The sequence below is a fragment of the Nonomuraea sp. NPDC059007 genome, assembly GCF_042740555.1.
Taxonomy (GTDB): Bacteria; Actinomycetota; Actinomycetes; order Streptosporangiales; family Streptosporangiaceae; genus Nonomuraea.
The window spans coordinates 277,287-294,515 of the sequence record NZ_JBHYJD010000004.1 but is presented as its reverse complement, the minus strand read 5'-3'; the positions used below and the strand labels follow the sequence as shown (position 1 = coordinate 294,515).

General features: G+C 68.8%; 20 protein-coding genes. 14 read left to right on the top strand and 6 right to left on the bottom strand.

Annotated features, from left to right (window positions below; all coding sequences use genetic code 11):
* The first annotated feature begins 9 nt into the window (after nt 1–9).
* The 7 genes from ACFWY5_RS08725 to ACFWY5_RS08695 all read left to right on the top strand — a co-directional run bounded on the left by ACFWY5_RS08725 (nt 10) and on the right by ACFWY5_RS08695 (nt 5,728).
* Complete coding sequence (locus tag ACFWY5_RS08725) at nt 10–984, top strand: adenylate cyclase regulatory domain-containing protein (RefSeq protein ID WP_379609943.1); 975 nt, start codon at nt 10–12, stop codon at nt 982–984.
* Between the two features lie 16 nt (nt 985–1,000).
* Complete coding sequence (locus ACFWY5_RS08720; RefSeq protein ID WP_379609942.1) at nt 1,001–2,086, top strand: S-(hydroxymethyl)mycothiol dehydrogenase; 1,086 nt, start codon at nt 1,001–1,003, stop codon at nt 2,084–2,086.
* A 31-nt stretch (nt 2,087–2,117) separates the two neighbouring features.
* Nucleotides 2,118–2,726: an MBL fold metallo-hydrolase gene (locus tag ACFWY5_RS08715; protein ID WP_379609941.1), complete on the top strand. Its 609-nt coding sequence runs from the start codon at nt 2,118–2,120 to the stop codon at nt 2,724–2,726.
* Between the two features lie 132 nt (nt 2,727–2,858).
* On the top strand, nt 2,859–3,035 hold the full coding sequence (locus ACFWY5_RS08710; protein ID WP_184957801.1) for a bacterioferritin-associated ferredoxin: 177 nt from the start codon (nt 2,859–2,861) through the stop codon (nt 3,033–3,035).
* A 16-nt stretch (nt 3,036–3,051) separates the two neighbouring features.
* Nucleotides 3,052–3,534: a bacterioferritin gene (gene bfr, locus ACFWY5_RS08705; protein ID WP_379609940.1), complete on the top strand. Its 483-nt coding sequence runs from the start codon at nt 3,052–3,054 to the stop codon at nt 3,532–3,534.
* A gap of 244 nt (nt 3,535–3,778) precedes the next feature.
* Nucleotides 3,779–4,447 carry a response regulator transcription factor gene (locus tag ACFWY5_RS08700; RefSeq protein ID WP_012888073.1) on the top strand — a complete coding sequence of 223 codons (669 nt, stop codon included), beginning with the start codon at nt 3,779–3,781 and terminating at the stop codon, nt 4,445–4,447.
* Nucleotides 4,448–4,450: 3 nt separating this feature from the next.
* On the top strand, nt 4,451–5,728 hold the full coding sequence (locus ACFWY5_RS08695) for an ATP-binding protein (RefSeq protein WP_379609939.1): 1,278 nt from the start codon (nt 4,451–4,453) through the stop codon (nt 5,726–5,728).
* 1 nt (nt 5,729) lies between these two features.
* Here ACFWY5_RS08695 and ACFWY5_RS08690 read toward each other — a convergent pair whose 3' ends face one another.
* Nucleotides 5,730–6,203: a GtrA family protein gene (locus ACFWY5_RS08690; RefSeq protein WP_379630959.1), complete on the bottom strand. Its 474-nt coding sequence runs from the start codon at nt 6,201–6,203 to the stop codon at nt 5,730–5,732.
* 232 nt (nt 6,204–6,435) lie between these two features.
* Between ACFWY5_RS08690 and ACFWY5_RS08685 the strand changes: the two genes are divergently transcribed.
* From ACFWY5_RS08685 to purE, 3 genes are read left to right on the top strand one after another with little or no spacing between them, the layout of a single operon-like run.
* Nucleotides 6,436–7,380 (top strand): hypothetical protein, encoded by a 945-nt coding sequence (locus ACFWY5_RS08685; protein WP_379630958.1) that lies wholly within the window; start codon nt 6,436–6,438, stop codon nt 7,378–7,380.
* 27 nt (nt 7,381–7,407) lie between these two features.
* Nucleotides 7,408–8,562 (top strand): 5-(carboxyamino)imidazole ribonucleotide synthase, encoded by a 1,155-nt coding sequence (locus ACFWY5_RS08680; protein ID WP_379609936.1) that lies wholly within the window; start codon nt 7,408–7,410, stop codon nt 8,560–8,562.
* Nucleotides 8,559–9,053: a 5-(carboxyamino)imidazole ribonucleotide mutase gene (gene purE, locus ACFWY5_RS08675; RefSeq protein ID WP_379609935.1), complete on the top strand. Its 495-nt coding sequence runs from the start codon at nt 8,559–8,561 to the stop codon at nt 9,051–9,053. Before ACFWY5_RS08680 ends, purE begins: the two co-directional genes overlap by 4 nt.
* Nucleotides 9,054–9,058: 5 nt before the next feature.
* Here the strand turns inward: purE and ACFWY5_RS08670 are convergent, their stop codons facing one another.
* Nucleotides 9,059–9,571, bottom strand: a complete 513-nt coding sequence (locus ACFWY5_RS08670) for a hypothetical protein (protein WP_379630957.1) — start codon at nt 9,569–9,571, stop codon at nt 9,059–9,061.
* Nucleotides 9,572–9,613: 42 nt separating this feature from the next.
* On the bottom strand, nt 9,614–10,402 hold the full coding sequence (locus ACFWY5_RS08665) for a TetR/AcrR family transcriptional regulator (protein WP_379630956.1): 789 nt from the start codon (nt 10,400–10,402) through the stop codon (nt 9,614–9,616).
* A gap of 77 nt (nt 10,403–10,479) precedes the next feature.
* On the opposite strand from ACFWY5_RS08665, the gene ACFWY5_RS08660 reads away from it, so the two are divergent.
* Nucleotides 10,480–11,895 carry a serine hydrolase domain-containing protein gene (locus ACFWY5_RS08660; protein ID WP_379630955.1) on the top strand — a complete coding sequence of 472 codons (1,416 nt, stop codon included), beginning with the start codon at nt 10,480–10,482 and terminating at the stop codon, nt 11,893–11,895.
* Between the two features lie 46 nt (nt 11,896–11,941).
* Nucleotides 11,942–12,406 carry a ribosomal protein L7/L12 gene (locus ACFWY5_RS08655; RefSeq protein WP_379630954.1) on the top strand — a complete coding sequence of 155 codons (465 nt, stop codon included), beginning with the start codon at nt 11,942–11,944 and terminating at the stop codon, nt 12,404–12,406.
* 159 nt (nt 12,407–12,565) lie between these two features.
* Here ACFWY5_RS08655 and ACFWY5_RS08650 read toward each other — a convergent pair whose 3' ends face one another.
* On the bottom strand, nt 12,566–13,879 hold the full coding sequence (locus ACFWY5_RS08650; protein ID WP_379630953.1) for a UDP-glucose dehydrogenase family protein: 1,314 nt from the start codon (nt 13,877–13,879) through the stop codon (nt 12,566–12,568).
* Between the two features lie 124 nt (nt 13,880–14,003).
* Here ACFWY5_RS08650 and ACFWY5_RS08645 point away from each other — a divergent pair, with 124 nt between their 5' ends.
* Both ACFWY5_RS08645 and ACFWY5_RS08640 read left to right on the top strand, forming a co-directional pair.
* The gene (locus ACFWY5_RS08645) at nt 14,004–15,167 is read left to right on the top strand and encodes an acyl-CoA dehydrogenase family protein (protein WP_379630952.1); all 1,164 of its coding nucleotides are present in this window, start codon (nt 14,004–14,006) and stop codon (nt 15,165–15,167) included.
* A 140-nt stretch (nt 15,168–15,307) separates the two neighbouring features.
* On the top strand, nt 15,308–15,730 hold the full coding sequence (locus tag ACFWY5_RS08640; RefSeq protein WP_379609928.1) for an HIT family protein: 423 nt from the start codon (nt 15,308–15,310) through the stop codon (nt 15,728–15,730).
* A 6-nt stretch (nt 15,731–15,736) separates the two neighbouring features.
* On the opposite strand, the gene ACFWY5_RS08635 is transcribed toward ACFWY5_RS08640, so the two are convergent.
* Nucleotides 15,737–16,360: a class I SAM-dependent methyltransferase gene (locus ACFWY5_RS08635; RefSeq protein ID WP_379630951.1), complete on the bottom strand. Its 624-nt coding sequence runs from the start codon at nt 16,358–16,360 to the stop codon at nt 15,737–15,739.
* Nucleotides 16,353–17,120 carry a hypothetical protein gene (locus tag ACFWY5_RS08630; protein WP_379609926.1) on the bottom strand — a complete coding sequence of 256 codons (768 nt, stop codon included), beginning with the start codon at nt 17,118–17,120 and terminating at the stop codon, nt 16,353–16,355. Before ACFWY5_RS08630 ends, ACFWY5_RS08635 begins: the two co-directional genes overlap by 8 nt.
* Between the last annotated feature and the right edge of the window lie 109 nt (nt 17,121–17,229).

The window sequence follows — 17,229 nt, the reverse complement described above, 5'->3', positions numbered from 1 at the left end:
CCCGCGGGCGTGGAGACACCGGGCCGGCCCACGGCCGAGGAGATCGAGCGGCTGCTGGTCGGCACGCCCGCCCGCTACACGCGCGCCGAGGTGGCGGCCAAGTCGGGGGTCTCCCAGGAGCTGGCCGAGCGGATCTGGCGCGCGCTCGGCTTCGCCACGCTGTCCGACGACGCGGTGGCCTTCAGCGACGCCGACGTGGCCGCGCTCGGGCGGGTGCGCACCATGCTGGACAGCGGCCTGCTCGACGAGCAGACCGTGCTGCGCATGACCCGCGCGCTCGGCCGTACCACCGCCAGGCTGGCGCAGTGGCAGGCCGAGATCATGGTCGGCGCGATGCTGCCCCAGGACGCCGAGGCGAGCGACAGCGAGCTGGCGGCGGTGCTGGAGACCGCCCAGAACCTGCTGCCCGACTTCGAGTACGTGCTCGTGCACGTCTGGCGGGCGCAGCTGGCCGCCGCGGGCACCAGGATGCTCGCGCTGGCCGACATCAGCGAAGAGACCGAGCGGGCCAAGGTCAACATCGCGGTGGGCTTCGCCGACCTGGTCTCCTTCACCCGGCGCGCCCGCGACCTCGACGAACGGCAGCTCGCGGCGCTGGTGGAGGGCTTCGAGGCGCGGGCGGCGGACGTGGTGGCCGCCCACGGCGCCCGGCTGGTCAAGACGCTCGGCGACGAGGTGCTGTTCAGCGCGCCGTCCGCGGGGGTGGCCGCGCGGATCGCGCTTGAGCTGGCCGAGGCGGACGAACTGCGCATCGGCCTGGCCTACGGGCCGGTGCTGCAGATGATGGGCGACGTCTTCGGCACCACCGTGAACCTCGCCGCCCGCCTCACCGCCATCGCCCGGCCCGGCACGATCGTCGTGGACGCGGGCCTGGCCGCCGAGCTCGCCGGGCAGCCGGGCCTTGACGTGCTCAGGATCCGGCGTCGCCCTGCTCGGGGGCTCGGCGTGGTGCAGCCCTATGTCTTGCGAAGATCTTCCTCTTGAAAGCAAGATGACTGGCATGCCGTACGAAGTCAGTGGCGTCATCGCCAGAGGCAAGGGCCAGGAAGTTTCCGTCGAGACCGTGCTGGTGCCGGACCCGGGTCCCGGCGAGGCGGTGGTGAACGTGCAGGCGTGCGGTGTCTGCCACACCGACCTCCACTACCGGGAGGGCGGCATCAACGACGACTTCCCGTTCCTGCTCGGGCACGAGGCCGCCGGCACCGTCGAGGCGGTCGGCGAGGGCGTCACCGGGCTGGAGCCGGGCGACTTCGTGATCCTCAACTGGCGCGCGGTGTGCGGCCAGTGCCGCGCCTGCCTGCGCGGCCGCCCCTGGTACTGCTTCGCCACCCACAACGCCAAGCAGAAGATGACGCTGGCCGACGGCACCGAACTTTCGCCCGCCCTGGGCATCGGCGCGTTCCTGCAGAAGACGCTGGTCGCCGCCGGTCAGTGCACCAAGGTCTCGGCCGAGGCGCCCGCGCAGGTGGCCGGGCTGCTGGGCTGTGGCGTCATGGCCGGCATCGGCGCCGCGATCAACACCGGCGGCGTCGGCAGGGGTGACAGCGTGGCCGTGATCGGCTGCGGCGGCGTCGGTGACGCGGCCGTCCTGGGCTCCTCGCTGGCCGGAGCGGGGACGATCATCGCCGTTGACGTGGACGACCGCAAGCTGGAGTGGGCCAAGGGCTTCGGCGCCACCCACACCGTCAACTCCCGCTCGCAGGACCCCGTCGAGGCGATCCGCGAGCTGACCGGCGGCAACGGCGCCGACGTCGTGATCGAGGCCGTCGGCCGTCCCGAGACCTACAAGCAGGCCTTCTACGCCCGCGACCTGGCCGGCACCGTCGTGCTGGTCGGCGTGCCGACGCCGGAGATGACGCTGGAACTGCCGCTGCTCGACGTCTTCGGCCGCGGCGGCGCGCTCAAGTCCTCCTGGTACGGCGACTGCCTGCCCTCCCGTGACTTCCCCATGCTCGTCGACCTGTTCCTGCAGAACCGGCTGCCGCTGGACAAGTTCGTCTCGGAGGAGATCGCGCTGGACCAGGTGGAGGAGGCGTTCGCCAAGATGCACCGTGGTGAGGTGCTGCGGTCGGTGGTGGTGCTGTGACCGTTCCGCCCGCCTGCCTAGGAGACAACGCATGATCGACAAAGTGATCACTTCGGGGACGTTCTCGCTGGACGGCGGGACCTGGGAGGTCGACAACAACGTCTGGCTGGTCGGCGACGCCCGCGAGGTGATCGTCATCGACGCGGCGCACTCCGCGGCGGCCATCGCCGAGCGCGTGGGCGGCCGGCGGATCAAGGCGATCGTCTGCACGCATGCCCACAACGACCACATCAACGCCGCGGCCGAGCTGAACGCGCCGATCATGCTGCATCCGGCCGACCAGGTGCTGTGGGAGCAGGTCTACGGCGACTCCGTGACGTACGAGCCGTTGAGCGACGGCGACAAGCTGGAGGTCGGCGGGATCGAGCTGCGGGTGATCCACACCCCCGGCCACTCGCCGGGAGCGGTCTGCCTCTACGCGCCCGAGCTCACCGCGCTGTTCAGCGGCGACACGCTCTTCAACGGAGGTCCTGGCGCGACCGGCAGGTCGTACTCCTCCTTCGAGACGATCGTCGAGTCGATCAAGGAGCGGTTGCTGACGCTACCTGCGGAAACCCGCGTCCACACCGGCCACGGCGACTCGACCTCGATCGGCGCTGAGGCCCCGCATCTGGAGGAGTGGATCAAGCGGGGTCACTGAAACATACCCCCTAGGGGGAATGTCCTCTCTGGTAGGTAGTGTCCGTGTGGCACGCCTAACATAGGCAAGCCTTACCGAAGTGAGGTATCTTAGGCCTGCCTAACCTTATGTCCTGCGAGAGGCTGCCCCCGGATGTACGTATGCGTTTGTCGTGCTGTGACCGAAAATGAGGTCCACGACTGCATCGCGTCCGGCGCCAAGAGTGTGCGGCAGATCCGCGACACCACAGGCGCCGGCGGCGACTGTGCATCTTGCGTGCGTAAGATCTGTGCGATCCTGAAGCGGTCTGAAGAACTGACGACCGCTTAGCACGAGGGGCCCGTCCATGCAGGGCGACAAGCAGATCATCGAGCTGCTCAATGAGCAGCTCACCGCCGAGCTCACCGCGATCAACCAGTATTTCCTGCACGCCAAAATGCAGGAGAACTGGGGTTACACCAAGCTCGCCGAGCACACGCGCGCCGAGTCGATCGACGAGATGCGGCACGCCGAGCGCCTTACCGACCGCATCCTCTTCCTGGAGGGCCTGCCCAACTACCAGCGGCTGGGCACGCTGCACATCGGGCAGACGGTCGAAGAGCAGCTCAAGGCGGACCTGGACGTCGAGTTGTCGGTGGTGAAGCGGCTTCGGCCGGCGATCCTGCTCATGCGGGAAAAGGGTGACGCGACCTCCGCGCGCGTCTTCGAGGACATCCTCGCCGACGAGGAGCACCACATCGACTACCTGGAGACGGAGCTCGCTCTGATCCAGTCGCTGGGCGAGCAGCTTTACCTCGCCCGCTACGCGGAGCCGCCGTCCGCCAGCTAGAGGATTCACCAAGCGCCCGCCGGGGTTCCGGCGGGCGTTTCTCTTCTCGTACGGCGAAGCCGCGACACGCCGATGACACACAGGCTGGTTGGGCGGAGAGGAGCATGGGGGTGTTTGGCCGGGTGGGTAAATCGCCAATAACCAACGTATATCATCGTTTGCCCAGGTCAATGGATAGGTCAACGACAAGTCAAACCGCGCGCTGTGCCCGGGAAACGATCGCCTAAGGTCCTACGATCGCTTCATGACCTGCGTACTTCTCGCCGAGGATGACACCTCGATCTCCGAGCCGCTCGCGCGCGCCCTGCGTCGCGAGGGTTATCAGGTTGAGGTGAGTCCCGACGGCCCGCAGGCCCTGGAGAGGGCCCTGTCGGGCGGCATCGATCTCATAGTTCTCGATCTCGGACTACCGGAAATGGACGGCTTGGAGGTCGCTCGCCGGATCCGGGCCGAAGGCCACGGCACGCCGGTGCTGATCCTGACCGCACGCGTCGACGAGGTGGACACCGTCGTCGGACTCGACGCCGGCGCCGACGACTACGTCACCAAGCCGTTCCGCCTGGCGGAGCTGCTGGCCAGGGTGCGGGCGCTGCTGCGCCGCGGCACCTCGGAGACCCCGGTCGTGCAGGGCGTCCGCATCGACGCCGACTCCCGCCGAGCCTGGATGGGCGACAAGGAGCTGCACCTGACCACCAAGGAGTTCGACCTGCTGCGTGTACTGGTGCGTGACGCCGGAAAGGTCGTCACCCGGGAGCAGATCATGCGGGAGGTCTGGGACACCAACTGGTGGGGTTCCACCAAGACCCTCGACATGCACATCTCCTGGCTGCGCCGCAAGCTGGGCGACGACGCCGCCAAGCCCCGATACATCACCACCGTCCGGGGAGTCGGCTTCCGCTTCGAACGCGAGTAGGCGATGCGCCGCCGCCTGCTCTCCTCCACCCTGCTCGTCGCCGTCATCGCGGTTCTGCTACTCGGGGTCCCCTTGGGCCTCGTGGTCAGCCGCCTGATCGTCGACGAGGCTTCCCAGGAGCTCAGGGCGGAGGCGACGCGGCTGGTGGGTGAGGTCGAATACGCTCGCATCCAGGACACGCCTCTCGACCCCCAGCAGCTGGAGCAGAAGTATCCAGAGCGATATATCCAGATCTACGAGCGGGGCAACCCCCCCAAGGCGACCATCGTCGGCGCGCCGCCGCCGTCCGGTCACCAGATGACGGAGGACGCCCAGTCGGAAAGCGGCATCTACGTCCGGGTGAGCCGCGACAAGGACCAGGTGGAGCAGGACGTGCGCGCACGCCTGTTGCTCATCGTGGCTCTGGCCGTCGCGGCTCTGGCCGTCGCCGTGGGGCTGGCCATCGTCCAGTCCCGCAGGTTGACGCTCCCCCTCCAGGACCTTGCCAAGATCGCCGAACGGCTGGGCTCAGGTGACGCCCGGCCCAGCAAACACCGGTACGGCATACCCGAACTCGACCGGGTGGCGGAGGTCCTCGACCGCAGCGCCACCCGGATCTCCGACCTGCTCACCCGCGAGCGGGAGTTCGCCACAGACGCCTCCCACCAGCTGCGCACGCCCCTGACTGGGCTGACCATGCGCTTGGAAGAGATCGTGGCCGCGGCCGACCACCCCGAGGTCGTGCGCGAGGAGGGCGACGCCGCCATCGTGCAGGCCGAGCGGCTCACCGCGGTGATCGACGAACTGCTCGCCGCCGCCCGCAGGCAGCGCCACTCCCAGGCCGAGCCCATCACCGTGGACGACGTGCTCGTCCAGCAGGTCACCGAGTGGGCGCCGGTCTTCCGCGGCAGCGGGCGCGACCTGCTGCTCGAAGGCGAGCGTGGCCTGGAGGCGCTGGGCACCACCGGCGGGCTCGGCCAGGTCGTCGCCTCGCTCCTGGAGAACTCCCTGCGTCACGGCGGCGGCACCGTCAAGGTCTCGACCAGCCGCAGCGACAACTACGTGGTCATCGAGGTGGCCGACGAGGGCCCCGGCATCGCCGACGACCTGGCCGGCCGGGTGTTCGAGCGCAACGTCAGCGGGGGTGGCGGCACCGGTCTCGGGCTGACGCTCGCCCGCGCGCTGGCCGCCGCCGACGGTGGAAGGCTGGAGCTCGTACGGCGCCGCCCCGCGGTGTTCTCGTTGTTCCTGCGCCCGGCGGAGGAGAAGCGCCCGAGCCGGGTGGTGACCGGCCCCGCCTGAGCTACCGCTGCCGGGTCTCGACCTCGGGCAGCTCGGCGGGGATCGGCTCCGTGGCCTCCAGGAACACCCAGCGCTTGTAAGACCAGAAGCGGAACAGGGTGCCGAGGCCGACGCCGATGACGTTGGCGATGTTGTAGCTCAGCAGGTCGTGCAGGCCCAGCGTGTACGTGGTGAAGCCGGTCACCAGCAGCCTGATCAGCAGGGCGATGCCGTTGAACAGGAAGAACAGGAAGTATTCGCGGCCGAGGCCGCTCTGCTCGCGGTGCCGGAAGGTCCACCAGCGGTTGCCCACGTAGGCGAACGTGGTGGAGATGATCGTGGCGAACACCAGCGAGGTCAGCGGGCCGAAGCCCTGCCGGAACAGGTTGAGGGCGACGACGTCGACGACGAAGGCGAGCGCGCCGATCGTGCCGAACTTGGCCAGCTCGTGAACCAGGGTGGCGAACCGCTGGTAGAGGCGCTTCACAAACTCCACGTCTCGTCCTCGGTCCTTTCCGATCCACTGCGCATATCCGGCAACGTCGCTCCCAGGGTACCGGTCCAGGTCCGGGGGCGAACCCCTAGCCTCAACATGAATCATCAACCACGCACCAAATTAGGGGTCTACAAATATCGTCCTATGACGGGTATTTGCATTTCTGGGGCACTAGTGTGCGGTTCAGCTCGGGGACATGACCCCGGACGGCCATGACCTCAGGGACTCCTCCTTGCCGCGTCAACTGATCGCCCTGCTCGCCGGTCTGTCCATGGCGACGGCCGGTTGCGGCGGCACGAGTCCTCCGCCGGCCGCCGGTCCGCCCTCGGAAACACCGTCCACCGCCCAGCGGATCGACGAGGCCACCGCCGCGCGGACCTTCGCCTCGCTCGCCGGCCTCGACGAGGCGTGGCGCGAGCGCGACTGCGCCGCCGTGGCCGCCGCGACCACCTGGGTGGAGAAGACGCTGGGCGGCCGTGCCTGCGCGGCGACCCGGAACGGCCGCCCAGCTCCGGCCCGCACGGCCTACTCCGAACCGGCCTTCCTGCTGCCGGAGGAGGGCGGATGGTTCGCCGCCCTGGCCACCGAGCCGGAGCCCGCCTACTTCGTCTTCGTCCACGCGGGCGACGGGTGGCGCCTCGGCTTCGGCCCCGTCCCCATCACCGGCAACCCACCCGACACCACTCCACCCGGCGCCACCCCGCCCGGCGCCACTCCGGGTGGCTCTTCGGGTGGCGCGCCTGATCCGGCCATCGTGCGGCGGGCTCGGCTCGTGCCGCAACGTCACCTGACGTTCCTCACCGACCCCGCCGGGCTGTCGGGAGTACGCTTCCCCGAGGCGGACCCGGTGCGCAAGCTGCGCGACGAACTCGCCGCCAAGCCCGCCCGGGTGCGTCCCGACCGGCTGACCGTCGACGTGGAACTCCTCGACACGCCGCGCACGATCGGGACGGCCGGCGGGTCGATGCTGGTCTTCCACACGCTGCGGCTGACCTTCCACCAGCGCGGCGACGCCCATCCCCTGTACGGCAAGGCCGACCTGCGCGCCTTCACCGGCAAGAGCGGCCTGGACAGGCTGAGCGCCGTCGAGATCGTCAGCCTGGTCAGCGAGCTGACGCCCGACAACAAGGTGCGGACCGTGGGATCGCGCAGGGACCTGGCCGACGTACGGCCGTGACGGTGGGCGACGGTATGCTCTGGGCACGTGAGCAGCCCCTCTTACCGCCCCATCGGGCCGGTCGTCGGTGTCGTCGGCGCCGGTCAGCTGGCCAGGATGACGCAGCAGCCCGCGATCGCGCTCGGTGTCGAACTGCGCGTACTGGCCAACGCGCTCGACGAGAGCGCGGCCCGCGTGATCGTCGACACCCGCGTCGGTGACTACCGCGACCTGAGCGAGCTGCGCGAGTTCGCCAAGGGCTGTGACGCGATCACCTTCGACCACGAGCACGTGCCCACCGAGCACATCAGGGAACTGGCCGCAGACGGGCACGCCGTACACCCCGGTGCTGACGCGCTCGTGCACGCGCAGGACAAAGCGGTCATGCGCGAGCGGCTCACCGAGATCGGCGCGCCGTGCCCCGCGTGGTCGCGGGTGGCCGACCCGGGTGAGGTCGAGCGGTTCGCCGCCGAGCACGGCTGGCCGGTCGTGCTGAAGGCGGTCAGGGGCGGCTACGACGGGCGCGGCGTCTGGGTGTGCCGGGACGCCACCCAGGTCAGGGAGGCGTTCCAGAGCGGGATTCCGCTGATGGCCGAGGCCTTCGTGCCGTTCGAGCGGGAGCTGGCCGTGCTGGTGGCCCGCTCGCCCCACGGCCAGGGCGTCAGCTATCCCGTGGTGGAGACCGTCCAGGAGGACGGCATCTGCGTCGAGGTCATCGCCCCCGCCCCGATGCTCGACCCGGAGGACGCCGCCCAGGCCCAGCGCATCGCCCTGAAGATCGCCCACGAGCTGGGCGTGACCGGCCTGCTGGCCGTCGAGATGTTCGAGACCGAGCACGGCCTGGTCGTCAACGAGCTGGCCATGCGCCCCCACAACAGCGGCCACTGGACCATCGAGGGCGCGCTGACCTCACAGTTCGAACAGCACCTGCGCGCCGTCCTCGACCTGCCGCTCGGCTCGCCGGCCATGACCGCGCCGTACGTGGTCATGGCCAACCTGCTCGGCGGCGACGACCCCGACCTCTTCAGACGCTACGAACACGTGATGGCCCACGACCCCGCCGTCAAGGTCCACTTCTACGGCAAGGACGTGCGTCCCGGCCGCAAGATCGGTCACGTGACCGCCCTCGGCAAGGACCTCGACGAGGTACGGGCCCGCGCCCGCCACGCCGCCGTCCACCTCACGACAGGGGAGTACACATGATCGGCATCGTGATGGGCAGCGACTCCGACTGGCCCGTGATGAAGGCGGCCGCCGAGGCGGTCGCGGAGTTCGACGTCCCCTTCGAGGCCGACGTGGTCTCCGCGCACCGCATGCCCACCGAGATGATCGAGTACGGCCGGCAGGCCGACGCGCGCGGCATCCGCGTCATCATCGCCGGCGCCGGCGGCGCGGCCCACCTGCCCGGGATGCTCGCCTCGGTGACCCCGCTGCCGGTGATCGGGGTGCCGGTGCCGCTGAAGTACCTGGACGGCATGGACTCCCTGCTGTCCATCGTCCAGATGCCGGCCGGGGTGCCGGTCGCCACGGTCGCGATCGGCGGCGCCCGCAACGCCGGGCTGCTGGCCGTCCGCATCCTGGCCACCTCCGACGACACGCTCAGGCAGCGCATGGTGACCTTCCAGGAGGACCTGAAGCAGCAGGCGTACGCGAAGGGCGAGAAGCTGCGCGCCGAGGCCGCTGAGCTGTCCTAGGCGGCTCAGCCGCCGCCCAGCCGCGCGGCAAGTTCCTCGGCGGTCTTCTTGTCGAACCCGCCGGTGATCTCCAGCACCCGTCCGGGAATCGGCTCCAGGACGGCCGGCGCGCTGATCACCTTGCCGCCGATGACGATCGCGAGCTGGTTACGCGGCTGCGGAAGCTGATGGACCTTCTCCGTCAGCGCCGTGAACTCGCGGCCGTCGGCCTCGTTCAGCGTGACCTGGATGACCCACTGCCCCGATGGCCCGAAGCTCGCCGTCGCCTTCTCGGCGGTGACCTCGGTGGCCTGGTCGAGCTGGTAGCAGGCGGTGTTGTCCTGGCCGGCGATCCAGCCGGCGGCGCAGGGCGCGGGCCGCAGGTCGAGAACCGGCCGCAACGCGAACGGCTCGCTGACGGGCTTCCAGGGGAGCCTGGAGGACGCGGCGCCGATCACCATCGCGTAGACGACGACGAGGACCACACCGACGTTGACGAGCACTCCAGCGACGATCGCGAGAATCGGACCGGGTTTCACGGCATCGCCCTCCGCGTAGGAATCGGCTCACCTGCCATGAGATCACGAAGTGTCGCGGGCGGGCCAACGTCGTCCGAGCTCGGCCTCGATTCCGTCGAGGATCCGGGTGAGCCCGCGTTCGAACTGTTCGTCGCCGGCCGTCTGCGTGTCCAGCCTGCGGACGAAGGCTTCGGCGTCACCACCGTCCAGGAGTTGCTGGATGTGCGGGAACTCCCCGGTTTCCAGGCGTGAGGTGACGAAGGCGGCGACGCCGTTGATCCACTCCTCGCCGGGCTGCTCGGCCGGGGCCGCCTGCGTGGTGTAGCCGGCCACGTAATAGCTGATGAGCGCGATCAGCTCCAGCTTCTCCGCGGCGTCGAAGGGCGTGCCGGCCAGCGAGGCGAGGACCCGCTCAAGGGCGCGCATGCCGTTCGGGCCGATGTCCTTGCTGCCCAGGACCGTGATCACCCAGGGGCGGTGCTCGGAGATCGCGCGCAGGCCCCGCCCGAAGCGGGCGAGGGCATCGCGCCAGCCGGTGCCGGGTCCTGTGCCGGGGCCCGCGTCGGGTCCTGTGCCGGGGCCCGTGTCGGGGCCGGCCAGCTCGCCCAGGATCTCGTCGTTCATCAGCGCGAGCAGGTCCTGCTTGCTCGGCACGTAGTGGTACAGGGTCATCGTGCCCGCGCCGAGCTCGTCGGCGAGCCGCCGCATGGACAGCGCCGCGAACCCCTCCGCGTCGGCGATCGCGATCGCCGCCTTCGCGATCTGCTCCCGCGTGAACCGGGGTTGCCGCACGGCGGGGCCGGGACGGGCCCAGAGGGGCGTCCGCGGCTGGTTCTGGTCCTGAGTTGACATCTCGTACAGCGTACCCATACGTTAATCGTACAAGGTACGAAGACTTGGTACTGTGTACGATTAGGGGGACTGAAACGATGGAATCGATTCGGCGGCGTCTTGACGAGACGCTTCGGGAGACGCTGGCCGGCGGCGCGGTGGCGGGTGCCGTCATCGGCGTCTCCGTGGGCGGCGAGCGGCTCACGCTCGCGCGGGGAACCGCCAACCTCAACACGGACCAGCCGTTCACCGAGGACACCGCGTGGCTGCTCGGCTCGGTCGGCAAGGTCCTCACCACGACGATGCTGCTCCAGCTCGTCGAGCGCGGCTCCGTCGACCTGGACGCGCCGGTGCGGCGGTACGTGCCCGAGTTCAGCCTGCGCGATCCGGCGGCGGCCGACCGGATCACCGTGCGGATGCTGGTCAACCACACCAACGGCATCGACGCCGACGGGCTCGTGCCCAGCGCGGTGCGCGGCAGGGACGCCCACCGGGACTACGTGGAGCATCTGCGGAACGTGAACGTCCTGTTCGAGCCGGGCACGTGCATTCACTACTCGAACCCGGGATTCGTGCTCGCCGGTCGCATCATCGAGGAGCAGACCGGCCTGCCGTACGAGGTGGCGATCCGGCGCGACCTGTTCGAGCCGTGCGGAATGCGGGACGCCACCGCCGTCCAGACCCAGGCGTTCCTGCGCCGCACGGCCGTCGGCGCCTTCTTCGACATGGAGACGATGGCCCTGCGCGCGACGTCGCTGTTCAGCGTCCCCGAATCGATCGGGGCCGCGGGCGGGACGCCGATCGTCACCGTCGCGGACATGCTCGCGTTCGGCCGCATGCATCTGAACGCCGGCATCGCCCAGAACGGCACCCGCGTGCTCGAAGCCGATTCGGTGAAGGCCATGCTGACCCCGACCTTCGACCTGGGCATTCCGCAGGCGCCGCCCATCGGGCTCGGCTGGTGGCTCGAGCCCATCGCCGGAACCACCGCCGCCTTCCACGGCGGCACCTCACCGGGCGGCAACTCGGCCTTCACGATCCTGCCGGAGTACGACACGGTCATCACCAGCTTCGGCACCGGCCCGGCCAACGTCCTGCTCCAGGACCAGTTGCACATCGCCGTGATCGAAGAGGTGACCGGGCGCGCGGTGACCCCGCCCTTCGGCGGCCCGCCCGAGCGTCCCGGTCCCGAGCTGGCCGGCGAGTACGGTTCGTTCCAGAGCCGCGTCGTGGTCGAGGTCGACGACGACGCGCTGCGGGTCACCAACCACTTCGAGCCCTACGACGACGACCATCGCACCACCTACGAGGCCTGCGGGGTCCCGGCCGGCGCCGCCCCGCCGGTCACCTACCGCAGCCTCGCCCCCGGCCTCTACGCGCCGGAAGGCATGGACGCGTCCGTCTTCTCCGGCGTCATCGGCAGGGGAGCCCTGCTGGCCGCCCTCCCCGCCACCGGCGGCCGTCCGGCGGGACTGCACTCCGGCCTGCGATTCACGCCCAGGCGCACGAGCTGATCTCCGAAGGGTGTCATCGCGTCCGGCCGTGAATATCATGCGGGGCATGGGACTCGGGCTGATGGAGATACTGCTGATCCTCGGCGTGGTGGCGGCCGCGGTGGGCGTGAGCCTGGTGACGCTGGCCGGGCGGCGCCGGGGCGAACAGAAACCACCGCCTCCCTCACTCCACTCGGCCGCGGACACCGAGCGGGAAGTCCTTTCCCTGCTGCAGCAGGGAAAGACCATCCAGGCCATCAAGATCGTCCGTGAGCGCACCCGGCTCGGCCTGAAGGAGGCCAAGGACCTGGTGGAGGACGTGGCCGCGGGTCGCCGCCGGCTCACCGACCACCCGGCCTTCGCCGGCATGCGCCCGTCGCTGTCCCGCCGCCCCACGGGCGACCTGGCGGGCCGGGTCCGCAACCTGGTCGCGGAAGGCCACCGCCAACAGGCGATCTACCTGGTACGCGGCGAAACCGGAATGGGCGAGGACGAGGCCGAACGCTTCATCACGAGCCTGACGACCACCTGAACCAACGCCTCGTGCCAGGGGTTTCCGGTCCAGGTGGTCTATGGATGGCCGTTGCGGTGGGGACCACGTCCGACGTGAGAAGCGATCCCCCCGACCTGCGTCAGCCCGCGTCGGCGGGTGGCGTGGGTCGGGGGCTGGCCGTAACGGATAGAGGGGAAGTCAGGGACGGCCGAGTGCGCGGTAGTGCCAGGCGGCGGCGCGCCAGGCGGTGGCGTTGAGGGCGTTGCGGCCGTCGACGATCTTGCGCTCCGCGACCACCGTGCCGAGGGCTTCGGGGTCGAGGTCCACGAACTCCTGCCATTCCGTGAGCAACAGGACGACATGCGCCCCACGGACGGCGTCCACGGCCGAGGTGCCGTAGTTGAGCTCGGGGTGGGCCTTGCGGGCGTTGTCGAGGGCGATCGGGTCGTAGACGGTGACGGCGCCGCCCTGCTCGCCGATCGTGACCGCGACGTCGAGCGCGGGGGAGTCGCGGATGTCGTCGGAGTTGGGCTTGAACGCGGCGCCCAGCACGCCGACCGTGCAGCCGCGGAACGAGCCGCCGGCCAGTTCGCGCGCCAGGTCCACCATGCGGGCCCGGCGCCGCATGTTGATCGCGTCGACCTCCCGCAGGAACGTCAGCGCCTGGTCGGCGCCCAGCTCGCCCGCGCGGGCCATGAACGCGCGGATGTCCTTGGGCAGGCAGCCGCCGCCGAACCCGAGCCCGGCGTTGAGGAACTTGCCGCCGATCCGGTCGTCGTAGGAGAGCGCGGTCGCCAGCTGCTGGACGTCCGCGTGGGCCGCCTCGCAGACCTCGGCCATCGCGTTGATGAAGGAGATCTTGGTGGCGAGGAACGAGTTCGCGGCGGCCTTGACCAGCTCGGAGGTGGCGAAGTCGGTGACGACCATGGGCACTTCGCCCAGCGGTTCGTAAACCTCGCGCAGGATCTTCTCGGCCCGCTCGGAGCGCACGCCGACGACGATGCGGTCGGGGTGCATCGTGTCCTGTACGGCGTGGCCCTCCCGCAAGAACTCGGGGTTCCAGGCCAGCTCCGCCTGGGCGCCGATCGGCGCGAGCCTGGCCAGCTTGTCGGCCAGCCGGGCGGCGGTGCCGACGGGCACGGTCGACTTGCCGACGATCAGGCAGTCCCGCGTGAGGTACGGCGCCAGCGACTCGACGGCCGCGTCGAGGTAGGAGGTGTCGGCCGCGTACTCGCCCTGCTTCTGCGGCGTGCCGAGGGCGAGGAAGTGCACGTCGCCGAACTCTCCGGCCTCCTCGTAGGAGGTCGTGAAGCGCAGCCGGCCGGATTCGAGCCCGCGGCGCAGGACGGGTTCCAGCCCGGGTTCGTGGATGGGAAGCTCACCGTTCTGGAGGCGGCGGATCTTGTCCGCGTCGATGTCTAGGCCCAGGACGTCGAATCCGAGGTCGGCCATGCACGCGGCATGCGTGACACCCAGGTATCCGGTCCCGATCACCGTGAGGCGATATGGCACGAGTGAGCTCCTTTCGATCGCCAGGCATGCTACCGGCCCTCACTACCTCGTCTGTGCCACCTGCATAAACCGGCAAACCGTACCCGCTGGTAACAAGTTGCTCGGACGTCCTAGTATTTGTGCTATGAGCTTCCCTCTCTACGCGCCGGCCGAAGAGCACGACATGCTTCGCGAGACCGTCCGCGCCCTGGCCGATGAGAAGATCGCCCCGCGTGCGGCGGAGGCCGACGAGAACGAGGAATTTCCCTGGGACGTCTACAAGGCGCTCGTGGCGGCCGACCTGCACGCCGTACACGTGCCCGAGGAGTACGGCGGAGCCGGCGCCGACGCCCTCGCCACGGTCATCGTCATCGAGGAGGTGGCCAGGGCCTGCGCGTCCTCGTCCCTGATCCCCGCGGTCAACAAGCTGGGCACCGTACCCCTGCTCCTGTCCGCGTCGGAGGACCTCAAGTCGCGCTACCTGGCCCCGGTGGCCACCGGTGAGGCGATGTTCTCCTACGCCCTGTCAGAGGCCGAGGCCGGCTCGGACGCCGCCGCCATGAAGACCAAGGCCGTGCTGGACGGCGACCACTACGTCCTCAACGGCGCCAAGATGTGGATCACCAACGCCGGCATCTCCGAGTACTACACGGTGATGGCTGTAACGTCCCCCGGCGAAGGCGCAAGAGGCATCTCCGCCTTCGTCGTAGAAAAGTCCGACGAAGGCGTCTCCTTCGGTCCCAAGGAGAAGAAGCTCGGCATCAAGGCCTCGCCCACCCGCCAGGTCATCCTGGACAACGTCCGCATCCCCGCGTCCCGCATGATCGGCGACCCCGGCACCGGCTTCAAAACCGCCCTGGCCACCCTGGACCACACCCGCATCACCATCGCCGCCCAGGCGCTCGGCATCGCCCAGGGCGCCCTGGACTTCGCCGTGGGCTACGTCAAGGACCGCAAGCAGTTCGGCAAGCCGATCGGGGACTTCCAGGGCGTCCAGTTCATGCTCGCCGACATGGCGATGAAGCTGGAGGCCGCCAGGCAGCTCACCTACCACGCGGCCGCCAAGTCCGAACTCGCCATGCACGGCACCCCCCAGAAGGACCTGACCTTCCTGTCCAGCGCCGCCAAGTGCGCCGCCTCGGACGCCGCCATGGAGATCACCACGGACGCCGTCCAGCTGCTGGGCGGATACGGCTACACGCGCGAGTTCCCGGTGGAGCGCATGATGCGCGACGCCAAGATCACCCAGATCTACGAGGGCACCAACCAGATCCAGCGCATGGTCATGGCCAGGCAGTTGCTCAAGTAGCGATTGACGCACCCGGTCCTCTCGTCGTGGGGACCGGGTGTGAAAGTCCCCGAATCGACGTCCCTCAGTATGCGTCAGCAGTACGGTAGTGGGCAGTTCGAAATATCTCGATGGCGCATATTATGGTGACAGGGGACGCAATGCTCATTGCGGACAGTTCAGGGGACGGCGCTAATGTCGACTGTATTTTCTGTAAGCCGGACGACCCCTCGCTCAATACAACTCTGTGTGAGAACGAGTTGTTCTATGCGCGGTTCGACAATTACCCCGCCAACCCCGGCCATGTCGAGGTCGTACCCAAACGACATGTCGAGTCCTTCTTCGAGCTCGATGAGCGAGAGATGCTCAGTGCCTATGCGCTGATGCGCGAAGCGAAGGACCTGCTCGACGACAAACATTTCCCCGAGGCGTACACGATCGGGATCAACGACGGAAAGGCCGCCGGCCGGACCATTGATCACCTGCACATTCACTTGATCCCCCGGCATCACGGCGACGTCGACGACCCCAGGGGCGGCATCCGCAGGGCCGCCCCGAACTGCGACCCGGACGCCTGGACGTAACGGGAACTATCGCTCACCCAGCGCCACATACCATCCCGAGCGGCCCGAGAATCGGACGCGGATATCGGAGAATCCCGCCGCCTCCATGTACCCGGTGAAGGTCTGCGGGCCGACGAACGTGAACCAGCGTTCCCCCTCCAGCGATCCGCCGTTCCGCCAGCCCTCGCCTTCGCCGTCGCGCATGCTGATCACGGTGATCCCGCCCGGAACCAGCACCCGGTACGCCTCGGCCAGCGCCCCGCCCATCAAGGCCAGCGGCAGGTGCAGGAGGGAACCCGAAGCCCACACGCCCGCGACACAGCGGTCGCGGAGAGGGAGCGAGAGCGCGTCCAGCCGAAGGAAACCCGACGAACCGGCCGAACGGCTCCGCGCCCAGGTGAGCATGCCAGCGGCGTAGTCGCCCGCGATCACCCGGCGACCCAGGGCCGCCAGCAGGCGGGTGTCGCGCCCGCCGCCGCATCCCAGGTCGAGGACGGGTGGGCCGTACGGCGCGCGGTCCGCGAAGCCGGCGACCTCCTGCCGGAGTCCGGGAAACCGGCCGTAGTCCTCGGAAATCTCACCATAGGCATCGGCATTGGCGTCATAAGTGGAGCAGGTGGCGCGGGTGATGTCACGGCGGAGATCAGGCATTTTCGAATCCGTCCTGCCCGAGAACGAAGCCCAGTGAATTCAGCACGTGCCAGACTCGCTGCACGTCCACGTCATGGTATCCGTGGGAGACGTCGATGCTCACGCAACCGATGAATTTTGAGTGGGAATTTCTGACCGGGCTGGAGAAGACCGCACCGCGATGGTTGTAACGCTGGAACTCCTCCCACGTGAATCCCATGACGGCATCCACGCCGGCCGTCCCTTTGAAGGCTTCGAACGCCGCTTTGTCGGTCAGATTCCGGGCGAGTTCCTCCACGTTGACGCTGGTCTCCTGATCGTGCTTCCAGCACAGTCCGACCACCCCGACCCCAGGCGTGGGACGGATTTTCCTGGTGGCCGGGGCCGAGCCGAGGCGATAGGTGGCGACGCGGGTGAGTTCTCCCCGAAGCGGATGTTGCACGGTGCGCTTCTTCTGCCAGATATGCAGCCCGAGGTCGCTCACGGAACTGGGCGGGTTGATGGCCCGGCAGATCTCCAGCAGTTGCCCGAATGCCGTGAGTATGTGCCGGCGCATGACCACGCGGCGTTCGATGCGCAGGCGTAGGGAGAAAGACTCGAAGGGCGTCGCCACGCCGAAGAATCCGGCGATGAGAATCAGGCCGATCAGGACGTGCGAATATTCACTTTCGAGGTTCTTCCAGATGGCGGCGGACGGAAATCCGTACTGCTTGCAGGCGAGTGTGACCGTCGCGGCGAGGATAACTCCACGGTCCAAGGCGCGAGCCGCCGACAGCTTCATCGGGAAATCACCCTGTCTCGACGACGCGTACTTGCCGAACAGTATCGTGCAGACTATACATGAACGGACAATTCTCTAACGGTCAGCTGCACTTGATCTGCTTTTCGGT

Coding starts and splice junctions, on each gene's coding strand:
- ACFWY5_RS08655 (WP_379630954.1), top strand. CDS start 11,942: ATGGGACTCGGGCTGATGGAGATACTGCTGATCCTCGGCGTGGTGGCG.
- ACFWY5_RS08715 (WP_379609941.1), top strand. CDS start 2,118: ATGATCGACAAAGTGATCACTTCGGGGACGTTCTCGCTGGACGGCGGG.
- ACFWY5_RS08710 (WP_184957801.1), top strand. CDS start 2,859: ATGTACGTATGCGTTTGTCGTGCTGTGACCGAAAATGAGGTCCACGAC.
- ACFWY5_RS08635 (WP_379630951.1), bottom strand. CDS start 16,360: ATGCCTGATCTCCGCCGTGACATCACCCGCGCCACCTGCTCCACTTAT.
- ACFWY5_RS08695 (WP_379609939.1), top strand. CDS start 4,451: ATGCGCCGCCGCCTGCTCTCCTCCACCCTGCTCGTCGCCGTCATCGCG.
- ACFWY5_RS08720 (WP_379609942.1), top strand. CDS start 1,001: ATGCCGTACGAAGTCAGTGGCGTCATCGCCAGAGGCAAGGGCCAGGAA.
- ACFWY5_RS08640 (WP_379609928.1), top strand. CDS start 15,308: ATGCTCATTGCGGACAGTTCAGGGGACGGCGCTAATGTCGACTGTATT.
- purE (WP_379609935.1), top strand. CDS start 8,559: ATGATCGGCATCGTGATGGGCAGCGACTCCGACTGGCCCGTGATGAAG.
- ACFWY5_RS08700 (WP_012888073.1), top strand. CDS start 3,779: ATGACCTGCGTACTTCTCGCCGAGGATGACACCTCGATCTCCGAGCCG.
- ACFWY5_RS08665 (WP_379630956.1), bottom strand. CDS start 10,402: ATGTCAACTCAGGACCAGAACCAGCCGCGGACGCCCCTCTGGGCCCGT.
- ACFWY5_RS08645 (WP_379630952.1), top strand. CDS start 14,004: ATGAGCTTCCCTCTCTACGCGCCGGCCGAAGAGCACGACATGCTTCGC.
- ACFWY5_RS08630 (WP_379609926.1), bottom strand. CDS start 17,120: ATGAAGCTGTCGGCGGCTCGCGCCTTGGACCGTGGAGTTATCCTCGCC.
- bfr (WP_379609940.1), top strand. CDS start 3,052: ATGCAGGGCGACAAGCAGATCATCGAGCTGCTCAATGAGCAGCTCACC.
- ACFWY5_RS08660 (WP_379630955.1), top strand. CDS start 10,480: ATGGAATCGATTCGGCGGCGTCTTGACGAGACGCTTCGGGAGACGCTG.